Origin of the sequence: Polaribacter filamentus (assembly GCF_002943715.1) — a bacterium.
Lineage (GTDB): Bacteria > Bacteroidota > Bacteroidia > Flavobacteriales > Flavobacteriaceae > Polaribacter > Polaribacter filamentus.
The window spans coordinates 2,491,939-2,512,672 of the sequence record NZ_MQUA01000013.1 but is presented as its reverse complement, the minus strand read 5'-3'; the positions used below and the strand labels follow the sequence as shown (position 1 = coordinate 2,512,672).

Genomic DNA, 20,734 nt, shown 5'->3' with positions numbered 1-20,734 from the left:
TTCAGAAACAAAAAATAAATCAAATTTTATAGATGAAAAAATTACTACTATTACCCATTTTTATGGTTACATTTATTATGAATGCTCAACTTAAACTAAGCGGTGTTGTTAAAGATAGTATTGGTGAACCTTTAGAAATGGCAAATGTTTTAGCGATCAATAAAGTTACAAAAAAAATGGCTTCTTATGGATTTACAGATGCAAAAGGAAATTACAAATTAGAGCTTGGTGTAAACGCTACTTTTGATGTAAAAATAAGTTATGTTGGTATGAAATCGGCAGATTTTGTTTTAGAAACGAAGTCTGAGGATATTGTTAAAAATATCATTTTAAAATATGATAACTCTTTAGACGGAATTAATATTGTCTCTAAAATGCCAGTTACTGTTAGAGGAGATACGATTATTTATAATGCAGATTCATTTCAAAATGGTACAGAACGTAAACTTGAGGACGTTTTAAAAAAACTACCAGGAGTAGAAATTAATGCCGCAGGAGAGATAGAAGTGGAGGGCAAAAAAGTAGAAAAAATAATGATAGATGGTAAAGAGTTTTTTAGTGGTGACACTAAATTAGCGTCTAAAAATATACCTTCTAGTGCCGTAGATAAAATTCAGGTTTTAAGAAATTACTCTAATGTAAGTCAGTTAAGCGGTGTTCAAAGTAATCAAGACCGAGTTGCAATAAACATCAAATTAAAAGAAGGTAAAAAGAATTTTTGGTTTGGAGATGTTACGGGTGGTGCAGGAGATTCTGGAGATACTGGTTTGTATTTATTTCAACCAAAATTATTTTATTATTCACCTAAATACACTTTAAATTTTATTGGTGATTTAAATAATATTGGCGATGTTGTTTTAAGTAGAAATGATGCTAGAGGTTTTGGAGGAAGCTTTCAAAGTCAGAGTCCATCAAACGGAACAAACATAAATATCGCAGATGCAGGAATCGGTTTCTTAAACGCAGGTGCAAGAAATGCAAATAGAATTGAAACAAAGCTAAGTGCTTTAAACTTTAGTTATTCGCCAAATCCTAAACTGGATGTAAGCGGTTTTTTAATTTGGTCTGGTAATAGCAACGGACAAAGAAATATTAAGAATATTGATTATGTAGATCCAAATACTCTAGATGACATTGTTGATAATCAAACAAGTCAAACAAGCAATACAGGTTTATTTAAGTTTAGCACAGCCTATAAAAAAGATTTTAGGAATCAATTAAACTATAATGTGGCTGGTCGTTTTTCTAATGAGTTTAAAACGGATGCTGTCAATTCATTTGTTTTAAGTGATATTACTCAAAACGAAAGTTCAACTCCATTTACTATAAATCAAGATTTAAGTTATTTTTATACAGCAAACGAGAACAATATTTTTGCTTTAGAAGTAAAACATTTGTTACAAGATGAAGATCCTTTTTATATTGCTTCTTTAGAAAATGATCCCAATAATAATAATGAACCAAATCTTACTGATAGAGATGGTTTTGATGATGCTGCAATAGCTTTAGGTTTAGATAGAAATTTAACCTATTACGACTTAGAACAAGATAGACGTGTAAAATCAAATCAATTAGATGCCAAGCTAGATTACTACTATATTTTAAATAAAAAAAGTAATTTAAACTTTGTTGCAGGTACGATTTTGAGCACTCAAAACTTTAATTCTCGCTTTTATCAACTTTTGGATAATGGTGCTGTCCTAGATCCAAGTCCAGATGTTATTCCTGATCCAGTCCCAAATCCAAATCCAAATAGAGATTATAATAAAACTACGAACGACACAGAATATAACTTTACAGATATTTATGCAGGAGTAAGATATCGACTAAAAAATGGTATTTTCACATTCACTCCAGGTTTTACATTACATTCTTATAATTCGAATAATACTCAATATGGTACAGAATTTTTTAAGGATAAATTTGAGAAATTTTTACCAGAATTTCAAGTTGTTGCGCAGTTTAAAACAAGTGAAAGTTTAACCTTTACTTACAAAGAAGAGGTAAACTTTACAGATGTAAATCAAATTGCCAGAGGTATTGTGGCAAATAGTTATAACTCTTTCTTTGCAGGAAACTCAGATTTAGTGAATGCTAGTTTGCATAATTTAAGTTTATTCTATAGAAGCTTTAACTTATTTAATGCGAGTAATGTTTTTGCAAGAGTAAGTTACACAAAAACGGCAGATCAGGTAAATAGAAATACTATTTTTCAACCAAACTCTGTAGTTTCTAGTAGTACAAATTTTAATTCGCCTTTAGATAACGAGAATCTAAATGCTTTTGCGCGTATCGGTAAAACAATTAAAAAATTAGAATGAGTTTAGGAGGTAATTTTTCATATACTAAAAGTTATCAATTTATCAATTTTAAAGAAAATACAAATCAAAACATCTCACGAGGTTTAAATTCAAGCATTGGTACTAATTTTATAAAAGCACCCAATGTAAGTTTGCGCTATAATCTGAATTTTAATGACCAAAGCACCACGGCAAGAGCAGAAGATAGAAAAACAGTATCGCATGCACCTTCTATTAATTTTGATGCTTATATCTGGAATTCATTAACCGTAAAATCAGATTTTTCTTATAATGAAACGCGTGAAGAAGGTAGTGTTATTAATTCGTTTCAAATTTGGAATGCTAGTTTAGCCTACAGAAAAGATAGAGATGCCAAGTTCGAATACGAATTGGTAGGTAGTAACTTATTAGATACAAGTTCGGAGGTTTCTGTAAATCAAAATATTATTTCATTTAATATAAATGAACGATTTATTTTACCAAGATTTTTAAGTTTAAGAGTTCGTTATCAACTATAATATTTATTTTAAAGTAGTGTCCGATTAAAAATATTTTTAATTTGATAAACTTTTTTGAAATAAAAGAGATACGAATTTTATAGAGGAGACCTTGCTTTTTTAAAATAATTTTATCGATAAAGGAAACAATTTCGTTTTAAGATTTATTTATGAGCTAGTAGGAATCTAGTCTTCCTTCTTAGTTCTAAAAGTGAAGCGGTCTTGAGTCTTTTATCGAACAACAATGATTTTAAATATAATTAAATGGCTCTTTATTGAGCCATTTTTTATTTAGTTTACTTATTTTTACGATATGAGTTTATTAGCTACTAAATCTCCCTTCATTGCTGCTTTTAAAAGTTTGGGAGCTCTTTTTTTGTTTATATTTTTTGGTTTGTTTTTAGATAGTTTTTATATGATAAAAATTACTGAAAACGCTCAGTTTTATGCTAATATTAGCATGTTTATTGGGTTTTTAATCGCTTTTTCACAAGTAAATAGAAGAGTAAAAGAACAAATGATTACCGCCGTAATCATTGCCGTTTTGGGCGAATATTTGTTGTCAATTGGATTAGGAATGTATACGTACAGATTAGAAAATGTGCCCCATTATGTGCCTCCAGGTCACGCTTTAGTGTATGTCGCTGTTTTGTATTTTTCGAAAGCAAAATCAATCATTAAACACAGAATAAAGTTAGAGAAATTTTTTTCAATTTTCATTTTTATATACGCCACTATTTTTTAATTTTTAAAAATGATGTTTTTGGTTTTGTATTAACAATTGCCACACTCTTTATCCTTAGAAACAAACCAAGAGAACGTCTTTTTTATGTAACCATGTATATTTCTGTTGCCTATTTAGAAATAATTGGCACCAATTTTTTATGCTGGAAATGGCCAACTACAGCTTGGGGAGTTTTTGATTTCTTGCCAAGTCATAATCCGCCAAGTGGAATTAGTTTCTTCTATTTTTTATTAGATTTAGGCTGTTTGTGGTTGTATAAAAAACGTCACAAGATTGCTTGGTCAAGGATGAAAAGTATTAGAAAAATTCGTGAAGAATCTGTTACTTCTATGCACTAAAAAAGTAATAACTTCGTTCAGAAAGTAAAACTAACTACAATTAAAGAATGTCAATAAAAGTAATAGCTATTTCAAAAATTTATAAAACTCAGAAAGCATTAAATGAAGTTTCTTTTTCTGCGGATAAAGGACAAATTATTGGATTTTTAGGTCCGAATGGAGCTGGTAAATCAACGATGATGAAAATCTTAACAGGATTTATAAAGCCAAATTCAGGCCAAGTTTTTGTTGATGAAATTGATGTTTTAAAAAATCCGATAGAAGCACAAAAAATAATTGGGTATTTACCAGAACACAATCCATTATATACAGATATGTATGTGCGTGAATATTTACAATTTCAAGCATCAATTTTTAAAGTTGATAAATATGAAATAGAAACTTGTATAGAAAAGGTTGGTTTAACCGAGGAAGCACATAAAAAAATCAATGAATTATCTAAAGGATATCAGCAAAGAGTGGGTTTGGCAGCTGCAATTTTACACAATCCAAAAGTGTTAATTTTAGATGAGCCAACAACGGGTTTAGATCCAAATCAAATTGTAGAAATTAGAGAATTGATTAAGGAGTTAGGCAAAGAAAAAACAGTGTTATTTTCTACTCATATTATGCAAGAAGTAGAAGCTATCTGCGATCGAGTTATCATCATTAAAAAAGGCGAAATTTTGGTTGATAAAAAACTAACTGAACTAAAACAAAACAATCAACAAATTATAGAAGTTACTTTTAATTCTAAAATCGAAGAGCAACTTATTCAGCAATTAAAGAATATTGTTTCTTGTAAAAATAATAAAGATAATAGTTGGTCCATCACTTTTGAAAGTAAAGAAGACATGCGTCCTAAAATCTTTGATTTTGCCCAAGAAAACGGATTAAAGATTCTTGCTTTAAAGGCGAACAATAAAAGTTTAGAAACGCTTTTTAGAGAGGTTACATCTTAGTTTTTTTGCTGGTCATTCCTGTAAAAACAAGAATCCAAAATAGGCTGATAGAAAAATAATTTTTATTTCGATTGGATAATGTTATTTTTAAAAATATCTGATAAAAATTATTTCGTCAAGTATTCATAAGCTTCCAACAAAGTAGGAAAGACCAAAACACTGCCAGCTTTTTTCAATTCTTCTTCGTTATATTGAGTTGAAATTCCTATCGGAATCATGCCAGCTAATTTTGCAGCTTTTGTGCCTGTTAAGCTATCTTCAAAAATCCATATATCTTTAAAATCATTATTTTTAAAACCCAATGCTTTTGCTAATGTAATATAGGCTTCTGGAGAAGGTTTTGGCTTTACGTAATCTTCTACCCCAAAAACAGTGGTGAAGTTTAAGTTTAAATGATGAATGCTATTTTTTAGAAACTGTTTTGTAGCATTGCTGGCAATTCCGTAAGGGATTTTTTCTTCGGATAAAAAAGAAGTGAATTCTACAACTCCAGGCAATAATTTTGGTACTTTAAAATGAGTGTCTAAATGAGAATCCTTTAGAAAAAATAATTCTTCAGTTTGTACTTCTTTACCAATAACACTGCAAAAATATTCGGCAATTATCATCGGCGATTTCCCAATATGACGTTTAGGTAATGGCGCTATTTTGGTATCAAATAATTCTTTAAATGCAGAAGTCCAAGCCGAATAATGGCTCTCAAAACTATCTACGATAACGCCATCAAAATCAAATAAAAATCCTTTGGGAAACACCATTAATTCTCTTGTTTTTCGTTGAATAATTCAGTTAAATAAGGGTTTAAGAATTTATTAGTTGGATCTAATTTTCTTCTTAGCAATTTAAAATCATCCCATTTTTCATAGACTTTAGAAAGTTCTGCATCTTTAGCCATAAAGCGTTTTGCCCAATGAGGTTTACCACCATGTTTAAGAAAAATATTTTCAATACTTTTAAAAGCTTCATACGTATCTGCGGTAGCAGCACTTCTAGAAACGCAGCCCATTGTAACAATATCTTTGCCATACGCATAACTTAACCAAGATTTGTCTTTATGTACAAAACGAATATCCATAGGAATATGAATAAATGATTTATTACTCCATTTGTTAATTTCTGTTTTTAACTCTTCAAAGACTTCTGAAAATTTATCCAAACCAATGGTCCATTCTGCTAATTCTAAAGTAGAACCTCTAGATTTTGTTACAGTAGCTTGGTATAAGGAACCTTTATATTCTTTAGTTGAGCTAAAAAAACCTCTGTATAAAAGCTTGTTTGCAATAGCAGTAAACCAAGGAAAAATATGGGTATATTTATATAATATTTTAGAAGTAGTTCGTCGATGTTTTAAATAAGTCGGACCTAGATTTTCCTTAATGTCTGTATTTGAATTAATTTTATCACCCGTAATTACATAGCCTTTATCAGTATGAGGAAGCCATAAAATTCTCAGGAAATCGTGTTTTTGTAGGCGTTCTTCAATTTTATGCAACCAAATTTTATCTGCTTCCGGGCCTTCTTTTATATGTAATGTATAGATTGGTTCACATTTAAAAGTGATTTCAGATAGCACTCCTAAAACACCTAAAGAAACTCTAACAGCGTCTATTAATTCATCCTTAACAGTTATTTCTTTTACAGAACCATCCGCTAAAATAATGCTACAATTTGTGATGTATTCACATAATAAATTTCCGCTCGTGCCATGAGTTCCTGTTGCTAAAGCGCCACCAATCGTAACTGTATTAATATCTGGTAAACAAGGAATACACCAACCCTTTGCTTCAATAGCTTCCAATAAATCCCCTAAAATTACACCGGATTGCACTGTAATTGTTAGTTCTGCATCGTTAAACGATAAAATTTTATTGTAAGAAGTACTATCAATTAAAGTTTCTGCGCCAGAAGCAATATCTGCTGAAGATTGCTTGCTTCCGAAAACTCGAATTTTTTCTGATGATGCTATTACTTCTTGTAATTCTTTTTCGGAAGTAATTTTATAAAGGGATTTGTAGTTGTGCGTAAGATTTTCGTTCCAACTTACCCAAAGGCCATTTTTATCTTGTTTCATTTATAGTTTAAAATATTTAACAAAAACAAGCATTTACTTTTTGTCTTATTGTACTATTCATTTTCATTTATTCAATTAGCTATTATATTTAGCTCTAAACCATACTTTTTTCCAAATTCTTTTTAATATTAAAAAAACGATATGCTCTGAATAGATATCAACATCTGAGGATTCTATTTTTTTTATGCTTTCTTCAGAAATATCAACGATGTATAAAAGAGTATTATAAGTATTAAAATCGTTAAGTATTAAATTTTTATCACTTTTTTAAGCTCCTTTTTTAAAGCTAAAGGAGTACTATTTTCAGAGAGATGAAAATCAAAATTTGCCAAATGGAAATCTTTATTAAGCTGTTCTATAAGCTTACTATATAGCTTGTTTTCAGTTACATTTACCAATAAATCTGCACTGTTTTGGTAGCTCGGTAGCATTTTAATTCAATTTAAAATTGATCTGTTGTTTTTCTAAAATTGATAACAGCTCATTTGAGATTTTTACTTTCGTATTTCTACTTGGTAAATTCACTTCAATTTTTTCTTTGGCATCCCAAATAGTAAATTTTAAGCTTTGTTTACCAAGATTGTTTTTTAAAATACTTTCTAGATCTAAAATTGTTTTTTCGTTGATAGCATCCACAGAAATTTTGATGGTAATTTTTTTACAGAGTTCATCCATAATGTCATGCAGTAATTTAAAATCTATAAATTTCATTCTAGGTTCACCAACCACGCCTTCTTTACTCGTCCAACCAACCTGAATGGTGGTTCTGATAAATAAAAATGAATTGGGGACAAAAAAGTGTTTAAACTTTAAATATTCTTCACCAAAAACCCGAAACTCATAACTATCAGCATAATCTTCAATGGTAAATAAAGCCCAGCCTTTTCCTGCTTTTGAAACTCTGTGTTGCACATCGGTTACAATACCTGCAAAAGATAAATTATTACCTACAATTTTTTGCAAATCGCCTTTAAAATCTTTGAGTGTTGCGTTGCAAAAAATCATTTCATTTTTAAAATCATCTAAAGGGTGCGCAGAAATATAAATGCCGATGACTTCTTTTTCTTGCGATAAAAGTTCCATCGTTCCCCAAGTTTCACACGTAGGAATGTCTGGTTCTGGAAATTGGATATTTGATGCTTCGCCAAACATAGAAACCTGAGCCGAATTTTCGTTTTCTTGGTATTTACTTCCAAATTTCATAGCGCGTTCTAAAAAGGTAATGCCCTTTTCATCCACCGTAAAATATTGTGCTCTGTGCGTATCCTCAAAAGAATCAAAAGCACCCGCTTTCACCAAACTATCAAAAGATTTTTTGTTGGCTGCTCTTAAATCTACACGCTTTGCCAAGTCAAAAATAGAAGTATAATTTCCGTTTTCTTTTCTTTCTTCTATAATTGCTCGCACAGCAGATGCGCCAACACCTTTAACGGCAGCCATTCCAAAACGAACAGCACCTTCTTTATTTACAGAAAATTTTAAATAAGATTCATTTAAATCCGGACCTAAAACAGCCAATCCCATTCTTCTACATTCTTCCATAAAGAACGAAACGGACTTTATATCATTCATGTTATTTGATAACACAGACGCCATATATTCCGCGGGATAATGTGCTTTTAAATATGCCGTTTGGTAGGCGATCCAAGCATAACACGTGGAGTGAGATTTGTTAAAAGCATAACTAGCAAAGGCTTCCCAATCTTTCCAAATTTTTTCTAACTTTTCGGCATCATGACCATTTGCAGCAGCTTGTTCTACAAACTTAGGTTTCATTTTATCAAGAACTGAAATTTGCTTTTTACCCATCGCTTTACGCAAAACATCGGCTTCACCTTTGGTAAAATTTGCCAACTTTTGCGAGAGTAACATTACTTGCTCTTGGTACACTGTAATTCCGTATGTTTCAGCTAAATACTCTTCCATTGCTGGTAAATCGTATTCAATATCTTCTGTTCCATGTTTTCTTTGGATAAAAGACGGAATATATTCCATCGGTCCAGGTCTGTACAAAGCATTCATGGCAATTAAATCGGCAAAAACAGTAGGTTTTAAAGAGCGCATGTGTTTTTGCATTCCTGGAGATTCATACTGAAAAACACCCACAGTTTCTCCTTTCTGGAATAATTCGTAGGTTTTATCATCATCCAAAGGAAAACTGTCTGGATCTAAATCTACATTGTGTTTTGCTTTTACAATTTTAACCGTGTCTTTAATTAATGTCAAGGTTTTTAATCCCAAGAAATCCATTTTTAACAAACCTGCGGATTCTACTACAGAGTTGTCAAATTGGGTAACGTACATGTTCGAATCTTTTGCCAAAGCAACAGGCACGTAATTGGTAATATCACCCGGAGTAATAATTACCCCACAAGCGTGAATACCAGTATTTCGGACAGAGCCTTCTAAAATGGTGGCTTTGTTGATGGTTTCTGAAGTCAAATCATTTCCAAAAGACATCGATCTTAATTCTTCTACCATTACCTTTTCTTCCGAACGTAAACCTGCTATTTTGTCTTTGCTTTTTTCATCATTTCCAAAAATATTTTGTAGTTTGATGTTCGGAATTAACTTGGCAATTCTATCTGCCTCAAAAAGAGGTAAATCTAAAACTCTCGCTGTATCTCTAATAGATGATTTTGCAGCCATCGTACCATAAGTAATAATCTGTGCAACTTGATTTGAGCCATATTTATTTATTACATAATCCATAACGCGTCCACGGCCTTCATCATCAAAATCGATATCAATATCTGGCATAGAAACACGCTCAGGATTCAAAAAACGCTCAAAAAGTAAATCGTATTGAATAGGATCGATATTGGTAATCCATAGACAATATGCAACCACAGATCCCGCTGCGGAACCACGTCCAGGGCCAACGGCAACATCCATGTTTCTCGCTTCTCTAATGAAATCTTCAACAATTAAAAAATAACCAGGATATCCCGTTTTTTCAATTACGGATAATTCAAAATCCAATCGTTCTTTGATGGATTCTGTAATTTCTCCGTAGCGTTTTTTTGCGCCTACAAAAGTTAAGTGATTTAAATAACTATTCTCTCCACGTTTGCCTCCATCAACTTTATCTTCCTCTGATTGAAACTTCTCTGGAATATCAAAAGCAGGTAATAAAACTTCTCTGGCAAGTGTATAAATTTCAATTTTATCTACAATTTCTTGAATGTTACTAATAGCTTCCGGTAAATCGGCAAAGAGTTTTTTCATATCTTCAGTAGATTTGAAATAATACTCATTATTTGGCAAACCATATCTGTAACCACGACCTTTACCTATAGGTGTTGCTTGTTTTTCGCCGTCTTTTACACACAATAAAATATCATGCGCATTTGCATCCTTTTTCTCTAAATAAAACGTGTTGTTTGTCGCGATAATTTTAACATCGTGCTTTTTAGAAAACTTTAGTAATGTTTCATTTACAATATTTTCATCTTGCTGATTGTGTCGCATCAACTCAATATAAAAATCATCTTTAAATTCTTCTTTCCACCAAAGTAAGGCTTCTTCGGCCTGAACTTCTCCAAGATTTAAAATTTTACTAGGAACTTCTCCATATAAATTCCCTGTTAAAACAATGATATCGTCTTTGTATTTTTTGATGATTTCTCTGTCAATTCTTGGCACGTAATAGAATCCATCAACAAAGGCAATCGAAGACATTTTTGCTAAATTATGATATCCTTTTTTGTTTTTAGCTAATAAAACAATTTGATAACCATTGTCTTTAACAGACTTGTTTCTATGATCTTCACAAACATTAAATTCGCAACCAACAATTGGTTTAATTGGCGTTTCCGCAGTTTTATTATGATTTAAAATAGCAGCTACAAAATGAAAAGCTGCCATCATATTCGCAGTATCCGTCATGGCAACAGCCGGCATATTGTCATTTGCCGCAGCTGCTACAATTTGACTAATTTGCATGGTAGATTGCAAAACAGAATATTGCGTATGATTGTGTAAATGCGAAAATTGAATATCTTTTAATTCCGATAAACCAACAGAAGTAGACTTTGTGTTTTCAGTATCTTTTAATTTATCAAGACGTTTGCGAATTTTATCACTTTCTTTTTTTAGGTTGATATGTTTTAAACCGATTAATTGAATCGATTTCGGATTTTTTTCTGAGTAATTTTTAAAATAGTTGGCATCAACATCTAATTGCTCTTTGGTAAATTCATGTAAACGAATCAACTCTAAAAAACAACGTGTTGTTGCTTCAACATCGGCAGTAGCATTATGCGCTTCACCAAAACCAACACCAAATAAATGATTGTGTAATTCGGTTAACGTTGGTAGTTTAAATTTGCCATATCTTCCGCCAGGAAGCTGGCACATTAGCGCCGTTTTTTCTGTACAGGTATCTAAAATTGGCAATGAAGAAAGAATGCTTTCAATGCCTAAACGATGAAATTCACAGCCCATTATATTAAGATCAAAATTTAAATTCTGACCAACAATAAATTTAGTTTTACTTAATGCTTCATTAAATAATTCTAAACTTTTATCCAAAGAAATACCCTGCTCTTGCGCTAATTCAGTAGAAATTCCGTGAATTCTCTCCGCATCATACGGAATGTTATATCCGTCTGGTTGAATTAAGAAATCATTGTGTTCTATAAGATCTCCCATTTCATCATGCAACTGCCATGCAATTTGCACACATCTTGGCCAATTATCTGTATCTGTTATTGGAGCGTTCCAACTTTTTGGTAAACCGGTAGTTTCTGTGTCAAAAATTAAGTACATAAAATGGTTGTTTTTGTTGCTGAATTTGGGCTGTTAAAAATACAAAAACATAAAATATTTTTGGCCTTTAATTTGTCTTGACTTATCAACAAAAACAATGTTTTTAACCCCCTTAAAAATAAGTTGATTTTAAATAATATCAATTAAAATAAGTTGTATATTTGCGCCCACTTACCACGAGATGGTGAGATTTTTAATAATCTAGGTCGAGAACCTTAAAAAATTAATACAAAATGCCAGTAAAAATTAGATTACAAAGACACGGAAAAAAAGGGAAACCATTCTATTGGATAGTTGCTGCTGATGCACGTGCAAAAAGAGATGGTAAATACTTAGAAAAAATAGGTACTTACGATCCAAATATCAATCCTGCAGTTATTGACTTAGATGTTGATAAAGCGGTGACTTGGTTACAAAATGGTGCACAACCAACTGATACTGCTAAAGCAATTTTATCTTATAAAGGAGCTTTGTTAAAGAATCATTTAGCCGGTGGTGTAAGAAAAGGAGCCTTAACAGAAGCGCAAGCAGAAGCTAAATTTACTGCTTGGTTAGAAGAAAAAGGTGGTAAGGTAACTGTGAAAGAAGAAGGTTTAACAAAATCTCAAGCAGATGCAAAAGCAAAAGCTTTAGCAGCTGAAAAGGCAGTTAATGAAGCAAGAATTGAAGCAGCTAAGCCAGTTGTTGAAGAGGTTGTAGCAGAAGAAGTAGTTGCAGAAGTTGAAGCAGCTCCTGAAACAATTGATGAAGCAGCAGCAAAATCAGCAGAATAAATTATAAATTTATACGACAATGCGTAAAGAGAATTGTTTTTATTTAGGCAAAATCGTTACAAAATATAGTTTTAAAGGTGAAGTTGTTATCAAATTAGATACTGACGAACCTGAGTTGTACACAGAAATGGAATCAGTTTACGTCGAATTCGGCGCAAACTTGGTTCCATTTTTTATTGAAAAAAGTTCTCTTCATAAAGGAAATCAATTGCGTGTTCAATTTGAAGATGTGTATTCTGATGAAGAAGCAGATTCAATTTTGAAATGCGGCGTTTATTTACCTTTAGATTTATTACCAAAATTAACTGGGGATAAATTTTATTTTCATGAAGTAATTGGTTTTACCGTTATTGATGAAAATTATGGCGAAGTTGGCACGTTAGTTCATATAAATGACAAAGCAGCACAACCACTTTTTGAAATTGACAGTGATGGTAAAGAAGTCTTTATACCAATGATTGATGATTTTATCAAAGAAGTAGATAGAGCAAATAAAACAATACACGTTACTGCTCCTGAAGGATTAATAGAATTGTATTTATAAATTAAATTAGAAAGGTGGCCGAGTGGTCGAAGGCGCACGCCTGGAAAGTGTGTATACGGCAACGTATCGAGGGTTCGAATCCCTTCCTTTCTGCTAAGTTTTACTTACCTCTTTAAATATAGGTGTTTTAGAGGTTTCTACCTAAAAACGTGTCAAATTCTCGTCAAATGAAAAAAGGAATAATCTTTGTTGATTTTTATCCTGCTGAACTAAAAGAAAATTCTGTTTGGGAAATAGTTTACTATGTTAGAAACCCAGAAACTAACAAGATGGTAAGGAAAAGGAATAGAGTTAAACCCTTGCAAAAGGTTTCTGACAGGAGGAAATTGGCAACAAAAATGATTATTGAAATCAATAAACGTTTAGAAACTGGATGGAATCCCTTATTCCAAGATAAAGGAACTAAAGAGTTGATTGGGTTTAAAAAAGCTTGTAAAATTTACAGCAACAGAATTTCACAAGACACTTCCGATGGGAATTTAAGACCAGACACAAAAAGAACTTATGACTCTCAAGTTCAGCAACTTTACAAATATTTAATTGTGTCTAAACAGCAAGACATGCTTTGTTATAAATTTAACGGAGATTTTGTTTCTGAATATTTAGATTATATAAGGTATGAAAAAAAACTATCTGCAAAAACTAGAGACAATTACCTTTCTTGGTTAACTACATTTTCCACTTTTTTACTCCTAAAAAAATACATTGTAATAAACCCAACTGTAAACCTTCATAAAATTAATAAGCAGAAGAAAATTAGAATTCTGATAAATACCACTACTAGAGATTTGATTTTCGAATATTGGAAACATAAAAACAATGGATATTTAGTGCTTTGCTTACTTTGTTACTATTGTTTAGTAAGAAGAACAGAAATAACCAAACTAAAAGTAGCGGATATTAATTTTTTAAACCAGACTTTATTTATTTCTGCAGAAACCGCTAAGAATAGAAAGAATTCTTTTGTAACAATACCCGATCAGTTAATAGGTATTTTAAAAGACTATATAAAAGGCGGTTTAATAACTGATTTTTTATTTTCTCCAAAATATGTTCCTGGTGTAACACCTGCAAATCCAAACGCAATCACTAAAAAATGGTCTTACATGCGTATAAAATTGAAAATTGACAGTAATATTCACTGGTATAGTTTAAAAGATTCTGGAATTACAGACTTATTAAAAGCAGGTGTTCCTTTGCTTTCTGTAAGAAATCATGCTAGACATCATAGTTCTGCACAAACAGACACCTACACTCCAAAAGAGATGAGAGAAGCTGATCCGAAAATTCTTCATTCTTCTGTAGTCTTTTCTTCGTAAATTAAATAAGCATAACTAATTTTGTTAATTCATTAGAAACAAAACCATCTGCTTTAACTGTAACTTTCCAACTTCCAGAAGAAGGATAATCGACTTCAAAATTTGCAGGAGTAAAATCTGAAATTGCAGTAATAATTGGCAAACCAATATTTAATTGTGTGCTTATATCAACCTTTTGTAAATGTATTTCTGCTGCTGCAGGTGTAAAGTTTTCAAAAGCTAACGTAAAAATTATCTTACTATAAAAGAACACTCCTGGTTGTGCAACTTCTGTAATTATTATTTTTTCTGATATTGGCGCCACTTCAGCAGCTACATCTACATAAATTATATTGGATGTAATTCCGTTATCAACTAAAGAAATCTCATAAATACCTGCAAGGCCTGTCATATCATACCCAAATTGAAAAATTGAAGAACCATTGATAGTATTTACAGCATTTGTATATTCTAGACCAGAGTAAGAAGATCCAATTGCACCTGTTAATTGTTTTGCAGTAATTGTACCGTTATAAGCAGAAAAGTCTACATAGTTAAAGTTTACAACAATTTTCCAAGGTAAAACCCAAAACCCATTATTCTCTGCAATTGCATATCCTGTAATATTAATTGCAGGAGTTACAACAGGAGCAGTAATTGTTGAACCTTTTGATGGAATAATATTTTCTAACTCAAAAGTTACTTCATTTAACTTGGTTTTTATTTTGGTGGTAAAACCTTTTACAGCAAACATTCTAGTGTCAAAATAAATTTTTCTTATTTTTTTAATTTTAGAAATTTCTAAAGTATTTAGATATGCAACCGCTGTAATTTGTTTTGCTTTTTGTCTGAAATTAATCCATTTTTTCCAATAATTATTTACAATTCCAAAATCTCCATGCATTCCTAAAGTTTGGGTATTATAAGAGTTTGCAAACTCATTAGTATCTGATAAAAGTATTAATGTAACACCTGCTTCTGCTAAATATTCTTTTGATGTTGGATTGCCAATACTGTTTTCTGTAAGTGCTTTGAATTTGTTTGTAATACTAACAACATCTTCTGTAACAACACCATTTATAGTTTGATGACCATCCTCTATAAGTACATTGTTTTTATTATCTGCATACGTAAGATTATACTTGTTTTTAAAGGCATTTTCTTTGTCTGAAATTGCAATTACTTTGTCTGATAAATCTACATGATCGGTTGAATTTAAAAATTCAATATTATAGTTTAGGTAAATAGTTTTAGTAACTTCATCTAAAACAATATCTAAATTTTGCCAATTCTTTAAATTATTAATTAATTCTCCAATACTCCAATCTGGCACGTATCTGCTTAAATCTACTGTTGGATGAATCAAATGTAATACTGTTTCTTCTGCTTCTGGATTTATATTTATTGTGCTTTCATCTGGCAAAACATTATTACTATGTTGATATTGAATACATAGAGCACTATCTGTTATATTATCTTCAGTAACTTCAAAAGAAATGCTTTCTATAAATTGTGCATTGCTAACAAAATCAAATTCTGTGATTTCTTTTTCAAGAAAAAACTCTGTTTGTGAAGCTTCATTGTATATTCTATACACTTTTACTTTGGTAGTTCCTGAAGTTGTTGGTTGTTGAATATTAGTTAATGCAATATTTATGTTATGAATGCCGATACCAAAATTAGCATATACAGAAACGTATGAATAAAACTCCCCAATTGTTAAAATTTCTGCATCAGCAAAAGAAAAATAAATCCCTGTGTTCTCTAAATATGCGGTGTTGTTATGAGTCTCTTTTGGCACAATAACAATTTTACTATTAAAAGGATTGTCTACAAAAGAGCCGGCTAATTTGTAACCATTATTTAAAATTGGGTTTTTTAATAACGCCATTAAATAAGGCATTGGCACAAAAGAATTAAAGTTTTTTACATTATAAGAAAAGTCTGCAATAATTGTTTCTCTTCTATTTACTAAAAGAGTTGGTAGTTTTTGATTAAATCTTTGTTGAAAAGATGACCATTCATCATCTGTGTAATATTTTCCTACATCTAAAGTAGGTGCTGCATAATCTATTTGTGGATATGGTTTTGCAATATCTGTTTTTATAGCCTCTATAAAAGTGCTTTGATCATAATAAGCTGCTACTGTTTCTGTATAAGGAGTTTCACCATTATACTTGTAAACAGGCATATAGTCTGCAATCTTTTTATCTAATATTTTAATAAATTCGTTCCCAAATTTTAGAACACAACTTCTTCTGTTTTTTAAATATTTTAAAACTTTTAACTTCCCGAAAAAAACGCTAGCCCCAAATATAAAAGTGATCTCTATTTCTTTTTTAGAGGTTAAACTGTTTATTTCTGAGCTACCTAACTCTTTAATTACGTCTTCATTTTCTTCAATAATAAAAGGAAATTCTGCATGTGTTAGCGTTAAAGAATCATTAAACGCATCATTTACATCTTTTAAAGAAAGTGTTTCTTTTAAATAAGGTAGTTCTATGCCGTTTTTTGTAAGGATTTTAATCATTATAGAACGTTATATTTTGTAGTTTCATCTACTGTATTAATATGGTTGTACTCAAAAGAAATTGTATTATTTGCAGCAAATACGTCAGTTTCTTTTAACAATGCTTTTGGTGTGGTAATAAGCACTTTCTTAAAAACTGCATCTTCAAAAAAGTAACTTTCTTTAGATTTGTTTAACGCATCTACAGAGTCTCTTTGCACTTCAGATAAATAACCAGTGTTGATTTTATAATCTATATCATGATTTTCTTCTACAATAGATTTAACGTCTTTATAGTTTTCTTTTACAACTCGTTTATATTTTGGTTCAATAGAAATTTTACCGAAAAAGGAAACAAATTCAAAAAAACCATACACATTTCTAATTGCAAGTTGATTTTTATCATATCTAAAGTGATCCTTTAGATAATACACCAACTCTATTACATCGTTAATTATTACTGTAATAAACAACAAACCTGCAGTATTAATTTCTGATATAGGTATTTTAAATTCATACAAACCTTTGGTTGTAGCTTCTGAACTTGCAAACATTTCTAAACCATTATTGTCTTTTATTTTAAAAGAAACAGGAGTTGTATTGATCCAGATAGGAATGGATATTATAGAGCTTTCATCTATTTTATTTAAATTGTTTAATTCGCTAAATAATTGAATTGTTTCTGAAGCATCAAATGTATTTGCAGTGGTGTTTTGTAAAATATAAAAATCTGGTAATTGTTCTGTAGAGACTATTAATAAAGAATCTACATGGTATTCTTTAACAATTACATTAATCTTTTTAAATAGATTTTCATTTTTTACAATTTCTATTACTGTTGGAGCAGAAAATATATTGGTAAAAATATTATTGAACTGGCCCCGTAAATTAATAAAACAATCTACATTGTTAATTTTTGCCCATGATTGTGTGTCAAAAACAACATCATTTACTAATATTTCTACTTCAAAAAAATGGTTTTTACCAAGTTCTGATTCTATGTGCAATTCTATTTCATTGTTAGAAAAGAAAACGCTGTCTAATTTTGGTGTTTTTTTTAGTATCATCTTACGCTATTTTACCATAGTTTTCTGATTGTGCAATTTCATCTTCTGCTTCTTTTAGATCCTTAATTTTATCATAAGGCAATATTAATTTTGCATTAATGCCAGCTTCTAACAAACCGTTTAAGGTGTTTATAGATTGATAAATACTGATCATAATATTATTTTCCTCTAAACTTTCTGAAACTAAAGTTTTTGGAGAACCTTCTTGAATAGTATTAGCAGAAGTAGGTCCTCCATTAAAATACCCATTTTTAAGTCTTTGCCTTTCTGCTTCTAAAAATCGGAATGTTTCTGCATAAACAGGATTGCTAGTCATTATCTCTGGTGCAACCCATTCATTTTGATGAACATAACCAGTTATTGCTCCATCTTTATCGCTTCCAATTTCTGCCTTTCCTGTAAAACCACCAGAAAAGAACGTTGGCATTTTCTCTTGCTTTGTGTTTTTTATTTCTGAAACTCTCCCTAAACCAGCCTTTGTTGCGGCAATGGCTGCAGCAATACCTAATGGAACTCCTATTATTGGAATCTTTGATAAAGAAGTAAAAGCAGATTGTGCTCCTTCGTAAGTACTCATTAAAGCTTCAGATATTTTCATTGCTTTCCAAGCATCAGAACCTTTATTAAATGCATCGGCCGCCTGTCCTAAACCTTGTTGAATTAAACCAAACTTTTGTTGTTCAGTCATGTCAGTCCATTCTACTTCCTTTTTCTTTAAAGCTTTTTTAGATTTATCAAAACCGTTGTCAGTAACTTCTTGTTTTAACCCGTACTTTTTTCTGATGGCATCTTTTAAAGCTTCTGCTCCTTCTACAGCTTCTACTTTAGCAAGTTCTTTGTCTAGCTCTATTTGTAATTCTGCATCTGCAATAAACTTTGCTTTACCTAATAAAAGAAGTTGTTTTTCTTCATCAGTAATTGCTTTTTCTGCTTCTCTATCTAATTTTAAAGCTTCTTTTGCAATTCTATTTTCTTCCTCTATTACATTTGCTGCCGCTAAATATTCTGCTTTTTTAGCCTTTTTTAAATCTTCTTTCTCCTGGTCTTTTAAAACTTCTAATTCTTTTAATTTATCTGCATGACCAATATACTTTTCTTGTAAAGCAGCATATTTAGAATCTATAGTTGCAAGTTCTCTCGCTAAACCTTTTATTTGTTGGTTCTCTCTTTCTGCAGTTTTCTTTGCAATAAGTTTATCTAATTCTTCTTCTGCTTTTTTGTAGATTTTGGCTTTTTCGTTTTCAAGATTGTTTTTATTAGAGGAAAAATCTGTTGTTTTACTAGTTGATTTTGTATCATCTGCTAAAAAATCTTTTAAATCAATCTTTTTAGCTTTATTTTTCCCTTGAAAAGCATCATAGATTTCGTTAGTATCTTTTACTACTTGATCTTTTAAGTCTTTAACTAAATTTGGTAATATCTCAAAACCTTTTGAAAACCCCTTTTCTATTCTAGCTGTATCTAATGTAAAAATACCTGCAACAATATCTCCTAAAGATTTAAAGCCATCCCAAGCGTTACTTAATAAAATACCCAAAACTTGAAAAGTAGTTGTTGCAGATATTCGCATACCTGTTAGGATTGCAGAAAATGCACCACTTTGATTATTTAAATCAACAAACCAATTATACAAAGCAACACCACCTTTTAATATTTTTAAAAGAGTTTCTGTAGCAAATATTTTTCCTTTTGCAATTAAATTAGAAAATGTACTGTTACTTGATGCAAATAATTGAGTATAAACACCACTTAATTCTTTGTTTAATTCTAATTGTTTTGCAGTTAGTTCTTGGTTTTCTGTAAGTGGTTTTTGTTGCCCATTTAAAGCAATATTTACAGATTCAAAAATTTTAAGAGCTCCACCGGCATCTTCTCCTGCACCTTTAAATAAATCTGCAGTTAATAATTGTGCTTGTTGGGCATTTAAACCAATATTTTGCGCCTCTAAAGCAATAGATTGCAATGCTTCTTTCGGTGATTTTACACCCGTTTTAATATCTCTAAATAATTGGTCTGTAAACTTCTTACCAAAAGCATTAGACATTGCTTCTTTTGCTGCAGGTGTTTGCTCTGTAATTGCTAATGTAAATTCTTTTAAAGCATCTGGTAATTTGTCTTTATAAATAGATAAATCGATCCCTGTGTTTACAATATTTATAAATTCTGTTGCAGAAAAACCTGCATTTTTAAACTGAATAGGATATTCTTCTATTGATGCAAAAAATTCTTCGTTTTTATGTTTACCTCTTACAGCAGATTTTTCTATTAAATTAAAAGCTTCATCATAAGAAACACCAAAAGAGTTTACAAGAGATTTTGCTGTAGCAATACTTTTATTAATATCTATTTCAAAAGTATCTCTTAAAACTTCTGCTCTAATTCTAATTCCATCTACAGAATCACCTGTTGTATTTGTTAATTCTTTTACTAACTTATTAGTTTCAAAAACCTGTAAATTAAAATCCACCCATTGTTTAGCAGCCAAACCAATACCTGCCAAAGCTGTTAGAAATATACCAATAGGTGTTGCAATAAAAGCAAGAGCTGCTTTTGTTATACCTTTTAAACCTCCTTTTATTCCTTGTAAACCAGACTGCACTTGTTTTATATCCCCAGATAAAAGACCTGCAAAAATGTTAGAAAAATGACCTTTTGCTTCTTCTAAAGAAACATTTGTATCATTAATTTCTCCTTTAATTTCTGCATAACGTTTTTTAGTGTTTGTGAGTTCTGCATTTAGTTTTTTACGTTCTGCAGGATCAGAAGTTTCTTTTAGTTTTTTGTTAATTTTACCAATTTCACGACCAACACCGCCTAAGGAATCTATGACTTCTTTATCATTTATAAATATGGAAATCTTTCTTTTTATATCTTCTGCCAT

General features: G+C 30.9%; 14 protein-coding genes and 1 tRNA gene. 9 read left to right on the top strand and 6 right to left on the bottom strand.

Features of this window, described 5'->3' with window-relative positions; all coding sequences use genetic code 11:
* Positions 1 to 32 precede the first annotated feature (32 nt).
* The 5 genes from BST83_RS13480 to gldA all read left to right on the top strand — a co-directional run bounded on the left by BST83_RS13480 (position 33) and on the right by gldA (position 4,821).
* Positions 33 to 2,321 carry a carboxypeptidase regulatory-like domain-containing protein gene (locus BST83_RS13480; protein ID WP_367889167.1) on the top strand — a complete coding sequence of 763 codons (2,289 nt, stop codon included), beginning with the start codon at positions 33 to 35 and terminating at the stop codon, positions 2,319 to 2,321.
* On the top strand, positions 2,318 to 2,818 hold the full coding sequence (locus BST83_RS21490) for a hypothetical protein (RefSeq protein WP_367889166.1): 501 nt from the start codon (positions 2,318 to 2,320) through the stop codon (positions 2,816 to 2,818). Before BST83_RS13480 ends, BST83_RS21490 begins: the two co-directional genes overlap by 4 nt.
* Positions 2,819 to 3,212: 394 nt before the next feature.
* Entirely contained in the window at positions 3,213 to 3,542 is a 330-nt protein-coding gene (locus BST83_RS20750) for a hypothetical protein (protein ID WP_240614758.1), read from the top strand.
* A 92-nt stretch (positions 3,543 to 3,634) separates the two neighbouring features.
* Positions 3,635 to 3,880 (top strand): hypothetical protein, encoded by a 246-nt coding sequence (locus BST83_RS20745; protein ID WP_240614757.1) that lies wholly within the window; start codon positions 3,635 to 3,637, stop codon positions 3,878 to 3,880.
* 47 nt (positions 3,881 to 3,927) lie between these two features.
* Positions 3,928 to 4,821, top strand: a complete 894-nt coding sequence (gene gldA / locus BST83_RS13470; RefSeq protein WP_104810243.1) for a gliding motility-associated ABC transporter ATP-binding subunit GldA — start codon at positions 3,928 to 3,930, stop codon at positions 4,819 to 4,821.
* A gap of 107 nt (positions 4,822 to 4,928) precedes the next feature.
* Here gldA and BST83_RS13465 read toward each other — a convergent pair whose 3' ends face one another.
* The 3 genes from BST83_RS13465 to dnaE all read right to left on the bottom strand — a co-directional run bounded on the left by BST83_RS13465 (position 4,929) and on the right by dnaE (position 11,662).
* A complete protein-coding gene (locus tag BST83_RS13465) occupies positions 4,929 to 5,579 on the bottom strand; it encodes an HAD family hydrolase (protein WP_240614756.1) in 651 nt (216 codons plus the stop codon).
* Complete coding sequence (locus BST83_RS13460) at positions 5,579 to 6,892, bottom strand: D-arabinono-1,4-lactone oxidase (protein ID WP_104810242.1); 1,314 nt, start codon at positions 6,890 to 6,892, stop codon at positions 5,579 to 5,581. Before BST83_RS13460 ends, BST83_RS13465 begins: the two co-directional genes overlap by 1 nt.
* Before the next feature lie 432 nt (positions 6,893 to 7,324).
* Positions 7,325 to 11,662 (bottom strand): DNA polymerase III subunit alpha, encoded by a 4,338-nt coding sequence (gene dnaE, locus BST83_RS13450; RefSeq protein WP_104810241.1) that lies wholly within the window; start codon positions 11,660 to 11,662, stop codon positions 7,325 to 7,327.
* A gap of 233 nt (positions 11,663 to 11,895) precedes the next feature.
* Between dnaE and BST83_RS13445 the strand changes: the two genes are divergently transcribed.
* The 4 genes from BST83_RS13445 to BST83_RS13430 all read left to right on the top strand — a co-directional run bounded on the left by BST83_RS13445 (position 11,896) and on the right by BST83_RS13430 (position 14,298).
* Positions 11,896 to 12,435 (top strand): 30S ribosomal protein S16, encoded by a 540-nt coding sequence (locus BST83_RS13445; protein WP_104810240.1) that lies wholly within the window; start codon positions 11,896 to 11,898, stop codon positions 12,433 to 12,435.
* Positions 12,436 to 12,454: 19 nt separating this feature from the next.
* A complete protein-coding gene (gene rimM, locus BST83_RS13440) occupies positions 12,455 to 12,979 on the top strand; it encodes a ribosome maturation factor RimM (RefSeq protein ID WP_104810239.1) in 525 nt (174 codons plus the stop codon).
* Between the two features lie 8 nt (positions 12,980 to 12,987).
* Positions 12,988 to 13,072: transfer RNA gene (locus BST83_RS13435), tRNA-Ser, on the top strand.
* A gap of 74 nt (positions 13,073 to 13,146) precedes the next feature.
* Entirely contained in the window at positions 13,147 to 14,298 is a 1,152-nt protein-coding gene (locus BST83_RS13430; RefSeq protein WP_104810238.1) for a tyrosine-type recombinase/integrase, read from the top strand.
* A 1-nt stretch (position 14,299) separates the two neighbouring features.
* Here BST83_RS13430 and BST83_RS13425 read toward each other — a convergent pair whose 3' ends face one another.
* The 3 genes from BST83_RS13425 to BST83_RS13415 are packed head-to-tail and all read right to left on the bottom strand — an operon-like array spanning position 14,300 to position 20,734.
* Positions 14,300 to 16,807 carry a hypothetical protein gene (locus BST83_RS13425; protein WP_104810237.1) on the bottom strand — a complete coding sequence of 836 codons (2,508 nt, stop codon included), beginning with the start codon at positions 16,805 to 16,807 and terminating at the stop codon, positions 14,300 to 14,302.
* On the bottom strand, positions 16,807 to 17,853 hold the full coding sequence (locus tag BST83_RS13420) for a hypothetical protein (protein WP_104810236.1): 1,047 nt from the start codon (positions 17,851 to 17,853) through the stop codon (positions 16,807 to 16,809). Before BST83_RS13420 ends, BST83_RS13425 begins: the two co-directional genes overlap by 1 nt.
* Before the next feature lies 1 nt (position 17,854).
* Positions 17,855 to 20,734: a phage tail tape measure protein gene (locus BST83_RS13415; RefSeq protein ID WP_104810235.1), complete on the bottom strand. Its 2,880-nt coding sequence runs from the start codon at positions 20,732 to 20,734 to the stop codon at positions 17,855 to 17,857.